Origin of the sequence: Paenibacillus sp. GCM10012306, from assembly GCF_042649265.1 — a bacterium.
Taxonomy (GTDB): Bacteria; Bacillota; Bacilli; order Paenibacillales; family Paenibacillaceae; genus Paenibacillus_AQ.
This window is the reverse complement of sequence record NZ_JBHRYW010000024.1, coordinates 25,967-43,328: the sequence shown is the minus strand read 5'-3', so window position 1 is coordinate 43,328 and position 17,362 is coordinate 25,967. Positions and strand designations below refer to the sequence as shown.

The following is a 17,362-nucleotide window of genomic DNA, read 5'->3' as shown; positions in this document are numbered from 1 at the left end:
ATCAAACTCTCCAAATTGGTATTTAGAAAGAGCGATTGCTCATTTTGAAACATCTGACGAGAATTAAATTCTCATTTGTGAATTCACTTGCGTGAATCCGATACTCACTCGTTGTTCAGTTTTCAAAGATCAATGTCTTGCTTGTCCGCCGCTCAATGTCTCAGCAGCGACCTTTATAATATATCATGGCGACCTTGTTTCTGTCAAGCGTTTTTTTAATTTCTTTTTTCCGCTTCCTTCTCAACAAGTTTTTCGAAAAACTCTTGTTTCAAGGGCCGAGAATTAATATACCATTTTACTCGCTACTACGTCAACCCTTAAAACAAAGTTATTTTCAAACCCAACAACATTATTACTCCCGGAAGCCCCAAAACCGTTACTGCGCCTATAGTTGCCGGATTAAGGGGAATGTGTGCATCTGTTATAAAACCCGAAAAATTCACTAAGTAAATACCCACCGCCGCCAGAATAAGATGGGTGCCGAATAAACTTAACCAGCCAAAGCCTAATTTTTTGCGGAATACAATTAAAAACAATAAAAGAACGGATATACTCAATACTCCAATCGCCGCTAATCTTAACAATGTCTCTCCTCCTTTATCAAATCTGTTCCATTCCGTTATAGCCGCGTCCGGTTAAGCCCCAAGCTTTTGGCATGCTTAAGATGAATCTGATATTTGCGTTCTGCCGCCTCTAAGATATAAATGGCATAATCTATCTGATCCTGTCCCAGCGCCTCATCGAACATCAGATAAGCCCGCTCCCATTCCATTTGTGCCTTGCGCACTTCCATGAACGTATTCCATCTCTCGTCACGTTCCCGTTCCTTATCGGCGTTGCCTCTCCATGCCCCCCACCAGCCCATACTCAGCTCCCCTTTCGAATAAGTGTGAACACAAGAGCACCCTCTCATCTTCATTCTCATTCATATAAAGATCGGGACAAACTTAGAACTTAAAACCATCACAAATCTGTACTCTCTTCATGAATATCCTTTGATTAGCTCTGAACGCAAAAAAAAGAAGCCCCTCAACTTACCTGGGACTTCTCCACATACTCTAAAGCATCTTATGTCCTAAAACAGCTCACGACGGCCTTCCAAGGCCTTAGACAGCGTGACTTCGTCTGCGTACTCCAGATCGCCGCCTACTGGCAAGCCGTGGGCTATTCTCGTGATTTTGATATCAAAAGGGCGCGTTAACCGGGATATATACATAGCCGTCGCCTCCCCTTCAATATTGGGATTTGTCGCCATAATCAATTCCTTCACTCGCTCGTCGCTGAGCCGTACCAACAGTTCCTTCAGACGGATATCATCTGGTCCAATGCCCTCCATTGGCGAGATCGCCCCCTGGAGAACATGATAATAACCATCGAATTCCTTAGTTCGCTCAATGGCAACCAAATCCTTGGCGTCCTGAACCACGCAGATTACGGACGCATCGCGTGTCTTATCCTGACAGATCCGGCACGGATCAGTATCGGTAATATTACAGCACACGGAGCAATAGTGAAGATTGCGTTTGACGCTTACCAGCGCTTTGGCAAAATCAATGACTTCATCCTCTTTCATATTCAGCACATGAAACGCAAGACGGGCGGCCGTTTTCGGACCGATCCCCGGCAAACGCGTAAAAGCATCGATCAGCTTAGCTAGCGGTTCGGGATAATGCAAAGTAATGTTTCTCCTTTAGGATAAATGGAGTAATGGTCTAGAACAAACCAGGAATCTTCATACCGCCAGTGAATTTGCCCATGTCGTTGTTGGCAAGATCTTCGGCTTGTGTCAACGCATCATTCACAGCAGTGATCACAAGATCTTGCAGCATTTCTACATCATCCGGATCTACTGCTTCCGGTTTAATCGAAATGGACAGCAATTTCTTATGTCCGTTCACTTGCACGGTAACTACACCGCCACCAGATGAACCTTCAACAGTTTTGCCGCCAAGCTCTTCTTGAGCTTTGAGCATTTGCTCCTGCATTTTCTTAACTTGTTTCATCATTTGGTTCATATTGTTCATAATCGATCTCTCCTTTGGAATGTGCCGTTTGGCACTAATCTGCTGAAAGCATTACTCTTTTATGACAACAAGGTCTTCTCCAAAAAGCTGGATCGCCTCATCAATCCAAGGTTCCTGTTTTGCTTCTCCTGTCTCGTGTTCATGCTCAAGACGCAGCTCTTCCTTACCAGGCTGTTCTGCAGACTTCATAGCAGCCTCGTTCCAGTCGCGAAGCATAATGGTCACAAGACGATACGGCTTACCCAAACGGGCAGCCAGAACGCCCTCAATCACCTGCCGATTAGCCGGCTTCTCAGTAGTGTCCCGATGTATAGTGTTCTTAAAAGCAACCAGCACTGCGTCTTCCATAACCGATACAGGCTCCCCGTCAACGAACCAGGCGTGAACAGTGATCTTCTCTTCCTTCACACCTTGCAGCACTAGACTCCATTGCTTATAGATAGTCGTAAAGTCGGCGCTATCCTTACCAGCAATAAATTTATCCACCTGTGGCGGCATCTTGGAAGCCGTGGTGATTCGTGGAGCAGCGCTCGGCGCAGAGGCAGACTTACCCTGGGTACCCTCGCGCCCTCCGGAAATGCCTCCCGACTTCAGCGCCTGCTCCAGCTTCTTCTCCAATGCAGCGATCTGTTTCTTAAGCACACCTAGCTCACCAGGGTCAGTAGCGGCACTTCCGCCTGCCACAGCTCCTTGGAAGGCACCAGGCGAAATAGCCGTATCAGCCGAAACTGCGGCGCTTTCCTGCAAGCTGCAGAGCTTCATAAGCGCTACTTCAAACAGCGTCTGCGGATGGGTGGCATACTTCATCTCACCCAGATAACGGTTAAGCGTCTCCACAATTCCGAATAGCTGTTCACGGCTGAAGGCGGTAGCCATATCCTTGAAATCCGCCGGATTCAGAACACGGTCGGTCAAGTGATCGGCGTTCGGGACCATTTTGATCATAAGCAAGTCCCGGAAGTAATACAATAAATTTTCGAGACATTTATCGGCACTTTTGCCCTCATGCATAAGCTGTTCGACAAGCTCCAGAAGAAGTCCCATATCACCTTCCAGAATCGCTCTAGCCAGACGGGCAAATTGTTCCGAAGGGATTCCTCCCGTCATACCCAGCACTTGCTGATAGGTAACCTGGCCCTCTGTGAAGGAAGATATCTGATCGAGAATGCTGAGCGCATCCCGCATCCCCCCATCGGAGAGACGTGCAATGTACTGCAGAGCGTCATTATCTGCGGTGATGCCTTCCTTCTCACAGATCTGCTTCAGGTGACCCGTCTGCTCCTCCAATGATACCCGGCGAAAATCAAACCGCTGGCAGCGGGAAATAATCGTCGCTGGCAGCTTATGAGGCTCTGTTGTCGCCAGTATGAACATTACATGGGGCGGTGGCTCTTCCAGCGTCTTCAGCAGCGCATTGAACGCTTCTGTTGTCAGCATATGCACTTCATCGATAATATACACTTTACGACGCACTTCGGTAGGCGCGTACTTCACCTTATCCCGCAGGTCACGAATCTCTTCCACACCCCGGTTAGACGCAGCATCAATCTCCTGCACATCCATGACATTACCAGCAGTAATCCGCAGGCAGGATGGACACTCGTTGCAAGGTTCCGGCCCCTGTCCGCGTTCGCAGTTGACCGCCTTGGCCAGCACTTTGGCAGCACTGGTCTTACCAGTCCCCCGAGGACCGCTGAACAGATAGGCATGTGAGACCCTGTCTTCCCGTATAGCATTCTGCAGCGTTTGGATAATGTGCTGTTGTCCTACCATGTCCTGAAACGACTGCGGCCGCCAAGCACGGTACAGCGCGATATGTTCCACTATGCATTACCCTCTCTCAAGTGCCACTTTCTTGGCATTTGTCGCTAACTCATTATACTATATTCTCCAGACTTTGACCAAAAACAAAAAGCATCCCCGCTTATCGCAAAGATGCTATCATTTATTCATATAAACCGTGCACCTGTTATTGATGACTGCGATCCAAGCGGCAACCCTACTGACTGCTCGGGCTAGGCCACCCTCCGGCACAAGAGCAAACTTGCTTATGGCTGCTTCCTTCCGGACCTGACCAGGTTCACAAGCACTCATTGCGGAGGACCCAACCGTCAACACAGTCCATAGGGACCAAGGCCTCACATCGACAGCACCTCTAACAGGAATTCAACCTCGCTACAGCGGATTGCGAGTTACAGGGCACCGCTACCTCCCCGTCTAGCACGGCGAAGATAAGTATATCCTACGCTCGGACAAAAATCAACCTCAAGAGAATTAACAGCTCCCCCATTACTTTCCTTGCAGTAATAATGCACCTCAATCAAGTGGGAACATTGAAAAAACCCCCGGCACGAAGCCGGGGGCTAGATCTAATAATTATGCCGCAAACGGGCTAATTGAATTAGATACCGTATTTCTTCTTAAATCTATCAACGCGACCGCCGGCATCCAGGAATTTCTGCTTGCCAGTGAAGAACGGGTGGCAGCTGGAGCAAATTTCGACGCGCAGCTCTTGTTTAACAGAACCGGATTCGAAAGTGTTGCCACATGCGCAGGTTACCTTAGTAATGTTGTACTTTGGTTGAATTGCTTCTTGCATTTGAATTTCACCTCTCTTGCCCTAAGCCTCATGCGGACTCAGAGTTATATAGACACATGAGCATAGTTTAGCACGAAACATGCAAATGGGCAATATGTTTCAAATTTACATTTCTAATGCTAGACGTGTATACGACTAGACTTGGCACGGGCCAAATCAGCAGGCGGCACATGGGTAAATGATCCAATAACCACATCAGGAAGCTCTTCCCGGAAAATGTCCAGCATCGTCTTCATACCAAGTATTTCCCCTTTAGCTGGAGGGATCAATTCCAGATAGCTCTCCGGGTCAATATTCAGATTCCGCATCTGAATCAACTTGAGATCGGTACGTCTCACAAATTCCACCATGGCCTCAATCTCTTCTTCACGATCGGTCACACCCGGGAAGATCAGATAGTTAATCGACGTGTACACGCCCTGCGATGCTGCGTATTTGAGAGATTTCTCAACATTGGCCAAGGTATAGCCCCGTGGCTTGTAGTAGGCATTGTAGTGATCATCCAACGCACTGATGGTGCTGACACGCATCAAATCAAGACCAGCATCAACGATTCCACGAATATGGTCGCTTAAGCCCGCATTTGTATTGATATTGATGTAGCCCATGTCAGTAGTAGCGCGAACTTCCCGCATTGCCTCGATGATAATCTTGGCTTGCGTCGACGGCTCCCCTTCACAGCCTTGTCCAAAGCTAACAATGGACTGCGGCGTCTTCAGGTGCTCCAGCATAACCTCTACCAGTTCATCTACACGCGGACGGAAGTTCATCCGTGTCTGCGGAGAGACAAAACCGCTGTCGTCAGGCTGCTCGGAAATACAGCCGAAGCAACCGGCATTGCAAGAATAGGAAACAGGCACAGCACCCTCCCAACGTCCCAGGAAGGTGTTGGAGGATGTAAGGCATTCATAGCCGAGCGCACAGTTCGACAAGTGCCCGAAGAGACGGTTCTCCGGATACTTAGCTGTCAGATCGCCTACACCCTTCTTCACAAGATCACGGTCACAATTGAGCGGATTCCACTGTTCAGGATCATCTGTAAGCTCTGCGCCTACATAGAAACGTCCATCCTTCCATACCACTGCCGAATAACCGAATAGCGGCAGCTTGTAGGACTTATCTGTCTTGACATAGCCGGGAAGGCATAACCGTGTATAACCTTGCGGCATCAATGCCCCAACCGCTTGAGAACCTTCGGGCAGCGGCAGCATTTCACCGGTTGCCGGATTCATACCCACCGCCCGCGTGTTAGGCAGGCCGACCAGCGTAGCACCCTCAGGCAACGGAATCAGCTCTTCTTCCAGCATTTCGACAATCAAATCCCCGCTGCGGGCCAGCCCGTACAGCTCAGGATGATCATATACGTTACCTTTCTCATCGGCATATACCAAATACATATTAGTCTCCTCTTATTCTCGTTCTAGGTTGTGGATACTGTGGGGGCCTTCGAGCGGGTCGTACGGCGTGCAGATGCTCCGCTGTTTGATGTACCACCACTACTGGCCGTGCCACTGGCAGATTCTTTACCTGCAACATCAAATGACGCCAGGAACTCGGCATTCGTCTTACTGTCACGCAGCTTTTTGAGGAATCCTTCCACAAAATCATAGGATTCATTCATATTTTTACGGATAGCCCAAATGGTATCCAGTTCTTCCTTACTCAGCAATACCTCTTCACGACGCGTTCCTGAACGACGAATATCGATCGCAGGGAAAATACGGCGCTCCGCAAGCTTCCGGTCCAGATGTAGTTCCATATTACCCGTACCTTTAAACTCTTCATAAATGATATCATCCATACGTGAACCTGTATCGATCAATGCTGTGGCCAGAATCGTCAGGCTGCCGCCTTCTTCCACATTACGCGCCGACCCGAAGAACCGTTTAGGACGATGGAAAGCAGCAGGATCAATACCTCCGCTTAGCGTCCGTCCGGATGGGGGCACGACAAGGTTATATGCACGCGCCAGACGCGTAATACTATCCAGCAGAATAACAACATCTTTCTTATGCTCCACCAAACGAAGTGCACGTTGAAGCACAAGCTCAGCTACCTTGATATGATTCTCCGGCAATTCGTCAAAGGTTGATGCCACAACTTCACCCTTCACAGAGCGCTGCATATCGGTTACTTCCTCGGGACGTTCATCAATCAGAAGCACAAACAGTTCTATCTCAGGATTATTAGTGGAGATGCTGTTGGCAATTTCTTTTAGGAGGAGCGTCTTCCCTGCTTTGGGAGGCGCCACAATCAAACCGCGTTGCCCCAGACCTACAGGAGCGAGCAAATCCATAATTCGGGTAGATAAATGAGTAGGGGATGTTTCAAGCGGCAGCTTGTCTTGCGGATAAAGAGGTGTTAACGCCGGGAAATGCAGGCGTTCCGCTGCGCTGGCAGGGTTCTCGCCATTGACGGCATTAACCTGAAGCAATCCAAAATAACGTTCATTCTCTTTGGGGGTTCGACATTTCCCCGATACTAGGTCTCCGCTTCGAAGATCGAACTTGCGGATTTGGGAGGCTGAGATATAAATATCCTCCGCACTAGGCAAGTAGTTGATCGGCCTTAGGAATCCGTAGCCTTCCGGCAGAATCTCCAGTACGCCTTCCATAAACATGAGCCCACTTTGCTCCGCCTGCGCCCGAAGGATAGCAAAGATCAGCTCCCGTTTCTTCATCTGCCCGTAGTAAGGGATCTGGTATTTCTTGGCCAGCTTGTACAAGTCGGTCAGCTTCATTTCTTCCAGATCGGAAATTTGAAGATCCATGTAATAACCACCTATTCAATTTTTATAATGAGTTCGTGAACATAGTTCTATGTACTACTGAACTATATCAGCAAATAAAAAGAGTCCGGCAAAATCCTCATTAGGATAGGATTACCCGAATTGGAAGGAGATATGCAGTCAACCTGCAAAAAAACTCCCTCCATTCACCGGGAACCTAATAAATTTATTCTATTCGTTCTCGCGCCAAACGTCAGCCCCCAGATTACGGAGATTGGTCACCAAATGATCGTACCCACGATCAATATACTCCACACCCGTTACTTCGGTGATGCCTTCCTCTACTGTAAGACCGGCGATTACAAGCGCCGCACCAGCCCGCAGATCGGCCGCCTTGACCTTGGCTGCATTAAGCTTGCTGCCTTCCACGATTGCTGAACGGCCCTCGACACGAATCTTGGCCCCCATACGAACCAGTTCCGGCACATGCTTGAAACGATTGCTGTATACAAAGTCACTGAGTACACTAACACCTTCAGCTTGGGTCAACATGCTGGTCATCGGGGATTGCAGATCGGTGGGAAAGCCTGGGTAAATCAGCGCTTTGACATCAGCATGCTGGTACTTGGCTCTGCCAATTACGCGAATGCTCTCATCAAGCTCTTCAATATCTACGCCCATCTCTAGCAACTTGGCGGTTAAAGCCTCCAGATGCTTAGGAATGACGTTATCTATAAGGACGTTGCCGCGCGTCGCTGCAGCAGCAATCATATATGTTCCAGCTTGAATCCGGTCAGGAATAATAGAGTGACGGCAGCCGTGCATTTCCGTAACCCCTTCGATCCGGATGGTTTCCGTGCCGGCACCTTTAATGATGGCACCCATTGAATTAAGCAGTGTAGCTACATCTATAATCTCAGGCTCTTTAGCCGCATTTTCAATAATAGTAGAGCCTTTGGCTCTTGAAGCCGCCAGCATGATATTAATCGTGGCCCCGACACTGGATACGTCCAGATAAATCTTAGCCCCGCGCAATTCTTTGGCATGCAGGTGGATGGAGCCGTGTTCATTAGTTACTGTTGCGCCCAGCGCTTCAAATCCCTTGATGTGCTGGTCAATCGGACGGGGCTCAAAATTGCAGCCACCGGGAAGCCCTATTGTCGCTTCCTTGAATCTTCCAAGGAGCGCTCCCATCATATAGTAAGAAGCCCGCAATTTCTTGACAGGCCCATTAGGCATAGGAATGGACACAATACGGGAGGGGTCAATTCTCATTTGGTTGCCTGACCAGGATACACTCGCGCCAAGCTCTTCCAGTATTTCGGAGTAAACTGCAACATCGCTAAGGGACGGTAGATTATCCAGCACAACTTCAGATTCGGCTAAAATCGCCGCAGGAATAAGCGCAATCGCGCTGTTCTTGGCTCCGCTGATCGTGACAACACCTTGCAGCGGACGTCCACCGCCAATCATTAATTTTTCCATAAATTAACAGGTTCCCCCTACGTGTATTGCGGTTGGTCGACAATACGTGCTGTGGCTTTTCTGGTGATAAAGGTGATGAAAATGGAAAGACACCGGCTATGCGGTGTACTCTCCACATCATCATATTCAACTGAAAAGGACAGTATAACCTGTCCAATACGCTAATTCAAAACTTTATGGACTGTTGTCCTTCAAAACTCTAAGAAAAAGATCTTACGCTTTGTTGTTGGAACCGAACTCACGGATTTTACCGATAACGGTTTGTTTGATAGCTTCGCGGCCTGGTACGATGAATGTACGTGGGTCGTAAGCATCAGGTTTAGCAGCCAAAACTTCGCGAACTACTTTTGCAAATGCGATTTGGTTCTCAGTGTTCACGTTGATCTTGGAAGTACCCAGGGAGATCGCTTTGTCGATGTCATGCACAGGGATACCAGTACCGCCATGAAGAACCAGTGGCAATTTAACAGCGTCACGAATTTCTTCCATTTCTTTGAATCCAAGGTTAGGCTCGCCATGGTAAGGACCGTGAACGGAACCAAGTGCTGGAGCCAAAGTGTCAATGCCGGTTTCTTTAACGATGCGTACGCACTCGTTAAGGTCAGCATATTGGATGCCGCCGATAACGTCATCTTCTTGTCCGCCTACAGTACCTACTTCTGCTTCTACAGAAACACCTTTAGCGTGAGCATAGTCAACGACTTTCTTAGTCATTTCAATGTTCTCGTCGATTGGGTGGTGAGATCCGTCGATCATTACGGAAGTAAAGCCAGCATCGATGGCTTCTTTACATTTATCAAAGCTGGAACCGTGGTCCAGGTGGATCGCTACAGGAACAGTGATTTTCAGGTCGTGGATAAGTCCTTCCACCATTTTAACAACAGTGGTGAAACCGCCCATGTGACGGGCTGCGCCTTCGGATACACCAAGAATTACCGGAGATTTCTCTTCTTCGGCTGCACCCAAAATTGCTTGGGTCCATTCAAGGTTATTGATGTTGTACTGACCTACTGCGTACTTTCCTTCAAGTGCTTTGTTCAACATGTCTGTCATTGATACTAATGGCATGGTTCATCCTCCTAAAGATGTTTTTCGCTATAATTATAGAACCGACATCACATACAGGCTTATTATAGCACATCCAGTGTCAAATACTAAATAGCACTAACAAAAAAATGTCCCGGTGGGACGATATTTATCCACCCCTGTTGTTATCTGCCCTTTTCCAACTTTTCCCCTCCGAAAAAAGGATTCTGCCATTTAGCAGAATCCTTACCTTAACTGCACTGATCGACCGATTTATTGCGAAGATGCATATTTACCGCCACACGCATCTCGTCAATGTCGAAAGGTTTGGTAAAGTGCATCAGCGCGCCCAATTTTGTTGCTTCCTTAATCATGTCCAGCTCCCCATACGCTGTCATCATGATCACCTTGATCTCCGGATTGATCTCCTTCAGATGCTTGAGAATCTCAAGCCCATCCATTCCCGGGATTTTCATATCGAGCAAGACCAAGTCTGGGGATTCGGTACGAACAATTTCCAGTGCAAGTTTACCGTTAGCCGCCTGAAATGTAGTGTAACCCTCGCTATTGAACACTTCCATGAGAAGAATCCTGATCCCATTCTGATCGTCGACAATCAACACTTTATTTTTCTCCATTATCAATACCCTCCCACAATTTAAGGCAGATTGACCATACCGCGCTCTCCACAGCTAACGGCCCCTTTATAACTTAGTCCATACGAAACCTATAATTCGTGGTGTAGATTCAAAATCCTGCTAATTAGATAAAATGCGTAAATGTATACCATTAAATGGGTCACTCTCATTGACTTTTTTGTTATAAAAAAATGCAACAAAGACAAGGAAAACATACATTATATGTAAAGTCATTCCGAGCATTAGTCGGACTCGGGTATAAGCAAAAGAGCCTCCAAATGGAGGCTCTTTCGGACACCTGTTAGGTGCTATATATAATATTATTGTGCACTATAGTGAGTAAGAGATGCTTTAACAAACTCACGGAACAGCGGCTGTGGACGGTTCGGACGGGAAATGAATTCCGGATGGAACTGTACCGCCAAGAACCATGGGTGTCCTGGAAGTTCCACTATCTCCACCAGACGGCCATCTGGGGATGTTCCAGAGATCACGAGACCAGCTTTTTCGATCTCATCACGGTAAGCATTGTTGAACTCATACCGGTGACGGTGACGCTCGTACACCAGTTCATCATCGTAGCAGGACATAGCCAGGGAATCAGGCAGAAGCTTACAAGGGTATAGCCCCAGACGCATTGTGCCACCCATATCTTCAATATCCTTCTGCTCTGGAAGCAGGTCGATAAGCGGATGTGCTGTAGTCGGATCAATCTCCGAGCTGTTCGCCCCTTCCAGTCCCAATACGGAACGGCCGTATTCAATAACGGAAACCTGCATGCCAAGGCAAATACCGAAGAACGGAATTTGTTTCTCACGTGCATAGCGGATAGCAGAGATTTTACCTTCAATACCACGGTCGCCGAAGCCACCCGGAACGAGGATACCGCCGATGCCACGAAGCAGCTCGTCCACATTCTCATCAGTCAATTGCTCAGCATCCACCCAACGTACTTTCACTTCAGCATTGGATGCAAAGCCTGCATGCGAAAGGGATTCAACTACGCTCAAATAAGCATCGTGCAGAGCAACGTATTTGCCGACAATGGCAATTTCAACGGTGTGCTGCAGTTTGTTGATTCGATCTAGCATGCCTTCCCATTCCCGCATATCCGGAGCAGGTGTAGTCAGCTTCAGATGGTTAACTACGATCTCATCCAATCCCTCGTCACGCAGATTAAGCGGAACTTCATACAGTGTGGAGGCATCGCGGCATTCCACTACGGCATTAGCATCGATATCACAGAACAGGGCAATCTTCGCCTTCATGTCCGAAGACAGCTCATGCTCCGTACGGCATACGATCACATTCGGCTGAATACCAATGCTGCGCAGCTCTTTTACACTATGCTGAGTCGGCTTGGTCTTCACTTCACCAGCTGCCTTGATATACGGAATCAGGGTTACGTGAATGTACATTACATTCTCCCGGCCGATATCGCTCTTGATCTGACGAATCGCTTCCAGGAACGGAAGGCTCTCGATATCGCCTACTGTACCACCGATCTCTGTGATCACGACATCCGAACCAGCTTCACGGCCTGCACGGAAGACACGCTCTTTGATTTCGTTCGTAATATGCGGAATGACCTGAACGGTTCCACCCAGATACTCACCGCGGCGTTCCTTGCTGATTACTGAAGAATACACTTTACCTGTCGTTACATTGCTGTTCTTGGACAGGTTAATGTCAATAAATCGTTCATAGTGTCCAAGGTCAAGGTCCGTTTCCGCGCCATCATCTGTCACGAATACTTCCCCGTGCTGATAAGGACTCATTGTTCCAGGGTCCACATTAAGATACGGATCAAATTTCTGAATCGTCACCTTTAGACCTCTGTTCTTAAGCAGCCTGCCCAGCGAAGCGGCGGTAATGCCTTTGCCAAGGGAAGACACAACCCCACCCGTTACAAAAATATACTTTGTCACTGTAAAACCCTCCTAAATAAAGTCCAGAAATTCAGGCGACGCATGATGTTTATCGTAACCCGTTTTTCTATCGTCAAACGGGGGAAATCAAAAGTTATTAAAATCGCGGAAATCCCGGCTTTTTGGCATCTAAAAAAACAAAAAAGTGACACCCGTAGCACCGGGGCACTTTTTATTTTAGAAAACACATATTAACTTTCATCATAAGCCCATGCAATAGTTTACTCTGACGGTTCTCCACTGTCAAGGGCAGAATTATGCTACCTCAAAGAACGGGATTAATAATGATCGTCCTCGTCCTCATCGTCCGAATCTTCATCTCTTTCCGAGTCGGAATCTTCATCGTCCACGTCATCTTCGTCGATGTCTTCCTCGTCAATAACTACATCGTCGTCAACTTCTTCTTCGCTGTCGTCGTCGGAATAGAGGTCGTCGCGATCTTCATCGATAGCGTCGAAATCCTCTTCTTCGGATGCGTAGTTATCATCTTCCTCGGTGAAATCATCGTCTTCCAAATCGTCATCCTCGTCGTTGATGATACGCGGACGTTTGGAATTACCGATTGGGTCATCGGAGCGCTCCAGCGGATACCAGCGTTTCAGCCCCCACAGGTTCGTCCCTACACAGGCAAAACGTCCGTCGATGTTAATCTCAGTATATAACTGGGCAATGGTATCGTTGGTTTGTTCTTCGGTCATTCCGCGCAGCTTGGCTACTTCGACCATCAGGTCACGGTAATAAAACGGCGTATTCGCCGCCTTCAGCACCAGGAAAGCCAGGTCCACCATCGGCATTTCTTTCACTTTCTCGGGGTCCAGCTTTAAATTGAGTGGCGTACTCATTAAAGGACACTTCCTCTCACGCATTGTTCACTATTCACGGCTCTAATTCAATAATATCCATTAACAAACCTAAGTAAAACCTATTTAGCAGCAAAATGCAAGTCAAAAGGGACAAGCTTCAGACGCAAAAAAACCGTCGGCATTTTCCGACAGGTTAACGTTTTTTTCCCAGGTAACGATCAATATGTACTTTTATGAATGGCTAAGTCGGTACATATAGGTAAAAGGCCTCTTCAAAAAAGGCGGAGGAAACTCCTCCGCGCATGACTGTATCCACGCCAAGGAATGGCTCCTTACGGGATGTTGCAAAGAGAGTGTTAAATCTCTTCTGTTTATTTTATGTGAAGCGCCGTCTTTTGACACGATGGGCAGCCCATTTCCTTAAAAAAGGGCAAGTTCCCATTCGGCTATCCTCCTCCGCTCATACAATATTTCAGTACGGCACCGAGGAGGGGACGGCAAAACACATGGACTATTACGGATTTTGGCAGATGCTGCTTGATGAGATATCGGCTGCCCCCAAGGATGACGAACGGCGTATTGTTACCTTTTATGATGCCCGCCATTACGCCGGAGCTTTATCCCAGTGGAAGACCCTACGTTCGAAAAAAGCGAGACTGCGGCAGGTACAGGTCTCTCCGCTGATTCGCGCTTTTTTTGTGCCTGCCGCAGGCGCGGCAAAGCTGGTGCATAGATTTGCAGACACACTGAGCGTGGAAGAGGACTACCGCATACAGCTCCATGCTCTGCCCAGTGAGAACACCGGGACCGCCGTGATGCCATGGGGAGTGAAAGCGATTCATGCCCCCCAGGCCTGGTCCAAGTCAACCGGTGTGCAAGTCAAGATTGGCGTCATTGATACAGGCGCCGACTATCGTCACCCTGATCTGCGCCATTCGCTGGCTACAGGTGTGAACCTGCTGCGGCGGGGAATGCTGCCGCTGGATGACAATGGCCACGGCACCCATATCGCCGGCACACTGGCTGCCGCTGGCGGCACGCGCGGCATGATGGGAGTTGCACCAAGAGCCACCCTCTATCCCATCAAAGCTTTTGACCACAACGGCTCTGCTTATGTGTCTGACATTGTGCTGGGGATTGACTGGTGCGTCCAGAACCGGATCGACATCATCAATATGAGCTTCGGTATGAGGACGAGAAGCAAAGCACTTCATAATGTCGTAATGAAAGCCTACCGCGCCGGCATTGCTATTGTTGCCTCCTCCGGCAATGATGGCAAACGCGGCGGGGATTATCCAGCACGCTACCCGGAGACCATCGCTGTGGGCGCCATAGATAAGAAGCGCCGGGTCGCCAGCTTCAGCAACCGTGGTTCGTACATCGATGTATATGGACCCGGCGAAAGCGTGCCCTCCTGCTGGTTGAAGGAGGGCTACAAAGAAATGAGCGGCACATCCATGGCAACGTCGCATGTGACGGGATCCGCTGCCCTGCTGCTCGCACTTCGGCCAGGGCTCACCCCCCGGGAGCTGAAGCTCCTGCTGCGCCGCACCGCTGGCCCGGTGCGGCTGCGCAAAGGGCAGCGCAGAGCCTCCCTCGGCGGCGGCGCTGCCGATGCCCTTCGCCTGCTACGCGCAGGCATCAGGGCCAAGCGGGGCCCATCCGCGAAGGCCGCCAGCCGGCGCGCGGATTGACAAAGGCCAGTGGCGCTGCGCCACTGGCCTGAACCAGACGGCCGCCATCCCAAAATCCAAGGATGGCGGCCGTCCTGCTAGACACAAGCACACCGCCTCCCAAGTCGCTGGAGGCGGTGTGCTAATCATCCCTCTGCCCCGGTCAGACAAGGGCCTAAGGGATGTATGAATTTACATGCGTTCTGGAGCGGATACCGCCAGAAGACGCAATACATTGGCAATGGTGGTACGCGTTGCTCCCAGCAGGGCAAGACGAGCCAATGTTTGGGCCGAATCTTCGGTAATAACACGCTCAGCCTTGTAATAGCTGTGGAAAAGTGCCGCCAGATCATAAACATAACGCACCAAGCGATGCGGTGCATAAGCGTCCGCTGCGGAAGCAATTTCCGCTGGCAGCTCACCAATTTTGCGCAGCAAGTCATATTCGTGAGGAGCTGTGAGTTTGCTGAAATCAAGCTCAGCATAATCAGGCAATGCGATTCCTTGTTCCTCAGCTTGACGGAAGATGCTGCAAATCCGCGCATGCGCATATTGTACATAGAATACCGGGTTCTCGTTGGATGTGGAGATCGCCAGATCCATATCGAAGTCCAGATGGGAGTCCATGCTCCGCATGGTGAAGAAATAACGGATGGCGTCGATGCCAACCTCTTCCATGAGGTCCTCCATCGTTACCGCTTTACCGGTACGTTTGGACATCTTGACCTTCTCGCCATTCTGGAACAAGCTGACCATCTGTGCAATCAGGACAACCAATTTTCCCGGGTCATTACCGAGCGCAGACATCGCTGCCTTCATCCGCGGAATATAGCCGTGGTGATCGGCACCCCAGATATTGATCATTTTGTCATAGCCGCGGCCGTATTTATCGTTATGATAAGCAATATCCGGCGTTAGGTAAGTATAGGTACCGTCGTTCTTGATCAACACACGGTCCTTGTCGTCGCCATACTTGGTTGTCTGCAGCCAGGTTGCGCCTTCCTCTTCATAGACCTCACCACGCTCACGGAGATCGTCCAGCGAACGCAACACTGCTCCATTCTCATAGAGCGAGGTCTCGCTAAACCAGATATCAAACGGAACACGGAAACGTTCCAGATCGCGTTTGATTTTATCCAATTCCTTATTCAAACCATAGGTACGGAAGAAAGCCGCACGGTCACCAGGAGTCATTTCCAGCAGGGAATCTCCTTTTTCAGCCACAAGCTCCTTGGCAAATCCTTTGATATCCTCGCCATGATAACCGTCTTCCGGCATTTCCGCTGGCTGTCCCAGTTCCTGCAGGTAGCGGGTCTCGATGGACTTGCACAGATTGGCAACCTGATTCCCAGCATCATTAATATAGTATTCACGAGTAACCTGATAACCGGCATAATCCAGCACGTTACAGAGTGCGTCGCCGACAGCCGCTCCACGGGCATGTCCAAGGTGCAGACTGCCTGTAGGGTTGGCGCTGACGAACTCAACCTCTACCTTTTGACCCTGTCCTGCGTCAATACGGCCGTAGTTGTCCCCTTGTGCGGCAACCTGGGTGATGACGCCATACAGATAGTGTTTGGACAATGTAAAGTTAATAAAGCCTGGTCCGGCAATCTCAGCCTTCTCAATGGAAGCGCTGCTCTTGTCCAAGTGTTCTAGAATTGCCTCAGCAATCTGACGCGGGTTACGCTTAGCGATCTTGGTGAGCTGCATGGCCGCATTGGTCGCCAAATCACCGTGCTCCTTGTCTCTTGGCACTTCCAGCACGATGGCCGGAAGGTCTTCACGTGCAACTAGCCCCGCAGCAACAACTGCATCGGCAATGGCTTCTTTTACCCGTTCATTGATAAGTTCGAGCGGATTTTGACTCTGTGTCATGATTTTGGTTCCTCCTGTATATGCAAACTGAGTGTGAACTGACCGGATAGCTCCTCGTATACGTATAAATCATACTCCCACGTCACGTTTAGGGAGCGCCCGTCTCGGGAAATTTCCAGTTCCCGGGTCTCCGTGGACAGATTAAACTGCGTATAGGGAGAACGGTAAAAGCCCGGAAGACGTTTTCCCTGTCGGAAACTCTGCTCGGACTCGACCGCGCCATGGCGGATCAGCTTCAGTTCGCTACCTGCAATCTTTATCGTTGTACGAATAGCTGTCTCCTCACCCTGAGGGCCCTGCCCGGGCTCCACATATCGGATGAACAGCTGCTGGCCCTTGGCTATGACTTCTCCGGCGGTATTCAGCACAGTGCGCTCACCTTCATGCTCGCTTACGAGTGTGACTGAAACGCCGTATTTGTGACTCTCAATCTCCGGCACCTGTATTTCTCCATTCTGCAAGCCTCTGCAGACCAAAGGCGAATTCGCTTTCCCATTGTACTACTATATCCAGTTCAAGGGTGCAATTCAATTCCTTATTCAAGGAAGATTCCAAGGAATCTAATTTTACCATAAATACT

16 protein-coding genes and 1 other RNA gene are annotated in these 17,362 nt (G+C 49.2%); 1 reads left to right on the top strand and 16 read right to left on the bottom strand.

Annotated elements, in window-relative coordinates; translation table 11 throughout:
- Positions 1–317: 317 nt before the first annotated feature.
- The 14 genes from ACFORK_RS28760 to rpoE all read right to left on the bottom strand — a co-directional run bounded on the left by ACFORK_RS28760 (position 318) and on the right by rpoE (position 13,270).
- Positions 318–584 carry a pro-sigmaK processing inhibitor BofA family protein gene (locus ACFORK_RS28760; RefSeq protein WP_379205496.1) on the bottom strand — a complete coding sequence of 89 codons (267 nt, stop codon included), beginning with the start codon at positions 582–584 and terminating at the stop codon, positions 318–320.
- Between the two features lie 35 nt (positions 585–619).
- On the bottom strand, positions 620–865 hold the full coding sequence (locus tag ACFORK_RS28755; protein ID WP_379205495.1) for a DUF2508 family protein: 246 nt from the start codon (positions 863–865) through the stop codon (positions 620–622).
- Between the two features lie 210 nt (positions 866–1,075).
- Positions 1,076–1,675, bottom strand: a complete 600-nt coding sequence (gene recR, locus ACFORK_RS28750; RefSeq protein ID WP_379205494.1) for a recombination mediator RecR — start codon at positions 1,673–1,675, stop codon at positions 1,076–1,078.
- A 37-nt stretch (positions 1,676–1,712) separates the two neighbouring features.
- The gene (locus ACFORK_RS28745) at positions 1,713–2,024 is read right to left on the bottom strand and encodes a YbaB/EbfC family nucleoid-associated protein (protein WP_379205493.1); all 312 of its coding nucleotides are present in this window, start codon (positions 2,022–2,024) and stop codon (positions 1,713–1,715) included.
- A gap of 51 nt (positions 2,025–2,075) precedes the next feature.
- Positions 2,076–3,848: a DNA polymerase III subunit gamma/tau gene (gene dnaX, locus ACFORK_RS28740; RefSeq protein ID WP_379205492.1), complete on the bottom strand. Its 1,773-nt coding sequence runs from the start codon at positions 3,846–3,848 to the stop codon at positions 2,076–2,078.
- Between the two features lie 134 nt (positions 3,849–3,982).
- Positions 3,983–4,250, bottom strand: an RNA gene (gene ffs, locus ACFORK_RS28735) — signal recognition particle sRNA large type.
- Positions 4,251–4,425: 175 nt separating this feature from the next.
- Positions 4,426–4,623: a 50S ribosomal protein L31 gene (gene rpmE / locus ACFORK_RS28730; protein ID WP_379205491.1), complete on the bottom strand. Its 198-nt coding sequence runs from the start codon at positions 4,621–4,623 to the stop codon at positions 4,426–4,428.
- A 119-nt stretch (positions 4,624–4,742) separates the two neighbouring features.
- Entirely contained in the window at positions 4,743–6,020 is a 1,278-nt protein-coding gene (locus tag ACFORK_RS28725) for a radical SAM family protein (RefSeq protein ID WP_379205490.1), read from the bottom strand.
- A 23-nt stretch (positions 6,021–6,043) separates the two neighbouring features.
- Positions 6,044–7,393 carry a transcription termination factor Rho gene (gene rho / locus ACFORK_RS28720; protein ID WP_175369902.1) on the bottom strand — a complete coding sequence of 450 codons (1,350 nt, stop codon included), beginning with the start codon at positions 7,391–7,393 and terminating at the stop codon, positions 6,044–6,046.
- Between the two features lie 189 nt (positions 7,394–7,582).
- Positions 7,583–8,836: a UDP-N-acetylglucosamine 1-carboxyvinyltransferase gene (locus tag ACFORK_RS28715; protein WP_379205489.1), complete on the bottom strand. Its 1,254-nt coding sequence runs from the start codon at positions 8,834–8,836 to the stop codon at positions 7,583–7,585.
- A gap of 213 nt (positions 8,837–9,049) precedes the next feature.
- Positions 9,050–9,904, bottom strand: a complete 855-nt coding sequence (gene fba / locus ACFORK_RS28710; protein WP_379205488.1) for a class II fructose-1,6-bisphosphate aldolase — start codon at positions 9,902–9,904, stop codon at positions 9,050–9,052.
- Between the two features lie 209 nt (positions 9,905–10,113).
- A complete protein-coding gene (locus ACFORK_RS28705; protein WP_066368165.1) occupies positions 10,114–10,500 on the bottom strand; it encodes a response regulator in 387 nt (128 codons plus the stop codon).
- 320 nt (positions 10,501–10,820) lie between these two features.
- Complete coding sequence (locus ACFORK_RS28700) at positions 10,821–12,428, bottom strand: CTP synthase (protein ID WP_379205487.1); 1,608 nt, start codon at positions 12,426–12,428, stop codon at positions 10,821–10,823.
- A gap of 278 nt (positions 12,429–12,706) precedes the next feature.
- Positions 12,707–13,270, bottom strand: coding sequence for a DNA-directed RNA polymerase subunit delta (rpoE, locus tag ACFORK_RS28695; RefSeq protein ID WP_379205486.1), 564 nt, complete (start codon positions 13,268–13,270; stop codon positions 12,707–12,709).
- A gap of 467 nt (positions 13,271–13,737) precedes the next feature.
- Here rpoE and ACFORK_RS28690 point away from each other — a divergent pair, with 467 nt between their 5' ends.
- Complete coding sequence (locus ACFORK_RS28690; protein ID WP_379205500.1) at positions 13,738–14,925, top strand: S8 family peptidase; 1,188 nt, start codon at positions 13,738–13,740, stop codon at positions 14,923–14,925.
- Between the two features lie 171 nt (positions 14,926–15,096).
- On the opposite strand, the gene argS is transcribed toward ACFORK_RS28690, so the two are convergent.
- Together argS and ACFORK_RS28680 are read right to left on the bottom strand one after the other, a co-directional pair.
- Positions 15,097–16,782, bottom strand: coding sequence for an arginine--tRNA ligase (gene argS, locus ACFORK_RS28685; RefSeq protein WP_379205485.1), 1,686 nt, complete (start codon positions 16,780–16,782; stop codon positions 15,097–15,099).
- On the bottom strand, positions 16,779–17,243 hold the full coding sequence (locus tag ACFORK_RS28680) for a YwiB family protein (protein ID WP_379205484.1): 465 nt from the start codon (positions 17,241–17,243) through the stop codon (positions 16,779–16,781). The genes argS and ACFORK_RS28680 overlap by 4 nt, the downstream gene beginning before the upstream one ends.
- Positions 17,244–17,362 lie beyond the last annotated feature (119 nt).

Excerpts from the sequence above, each read along its gene's own strand:
- ACFORK_RS28755 (WP_379205495.1), bottom strand. The coding sequence starts at position 865 with ATGGGCTGGTGGGGGGCATGGAGAGGCAACGCCGATAAGGAACGGGAA.
- ACFORK_RS28745 (WP_379205493.1), bottom strand. The coding sequence starts at position 2,024 with ATGAACAATATGAACCAAATGATGAAACAAGTTAAGAAAATGCAGGAG.
- rpmE (WP_379205491.1), bottom strand. The coding sequence starts at position 4,623 with ATGCAAGAAGCAATTCAACCAAAGTACAACATTACTAAGGTAACCTGC.
- ACFORK_RS28725 (WP_379205490.1), bottom strand. The coding sequence starts at position 6,020 with ATGTATTTGGTATATGCCGATGAGAAAGGTAACGTATATGATCATCCT.
- rho (WP_175369902.1), bottom strand. The coding sequence starts at position 7,393 with ATGGATCTTCAAATTTCCGATCTGGAAGAAATGAAGCTGACCGACTTG.
- ACFORK_RS28715 (WP_379205489.1), bottom strand. The coding sequence starts at position 8,836 with ATGGAAAAATTAATGATTGGCGGTGGACGTCCGCTGCAAGGTGTTGTC.
- fba (WP_379205488.1), bottom strand. The coding sequence starts at position 9,904 with ATGCCATTAGTATCAATGACAGACATGTTGAACAAAGCACTTGAAGGA.
- ACFORK_RS28705 (WP_066368165.1), bottom strand. The coding sequence starts at position 10,500 with ATGGAGAAAAATAAAGTGTTGATTGTCGACGATCAGAATGGGATCAGG.
- rpoE (WP_379205486.1), bottom strand. The coding sequence starts at position 13,270 with ATGAGTACGCCACTCAATTTAAAGCTGGACCCCGAGAAAGTGAAAGAA.
- ACFORK_RS28690 (WP_379205500.1), top strand. The coding sequence starts at position 13,738 with ATGGACTATTACGGATTTTGGCAGATGCTGCTTGATGAGATATCGGCT.
- argS (WP_379205485.1), bottom strand. The coding sequence starts at position 16,782 with ATGACACAGAGTCAAAATCCGCTCGAACTTATCAATGAACGGGTAAAA.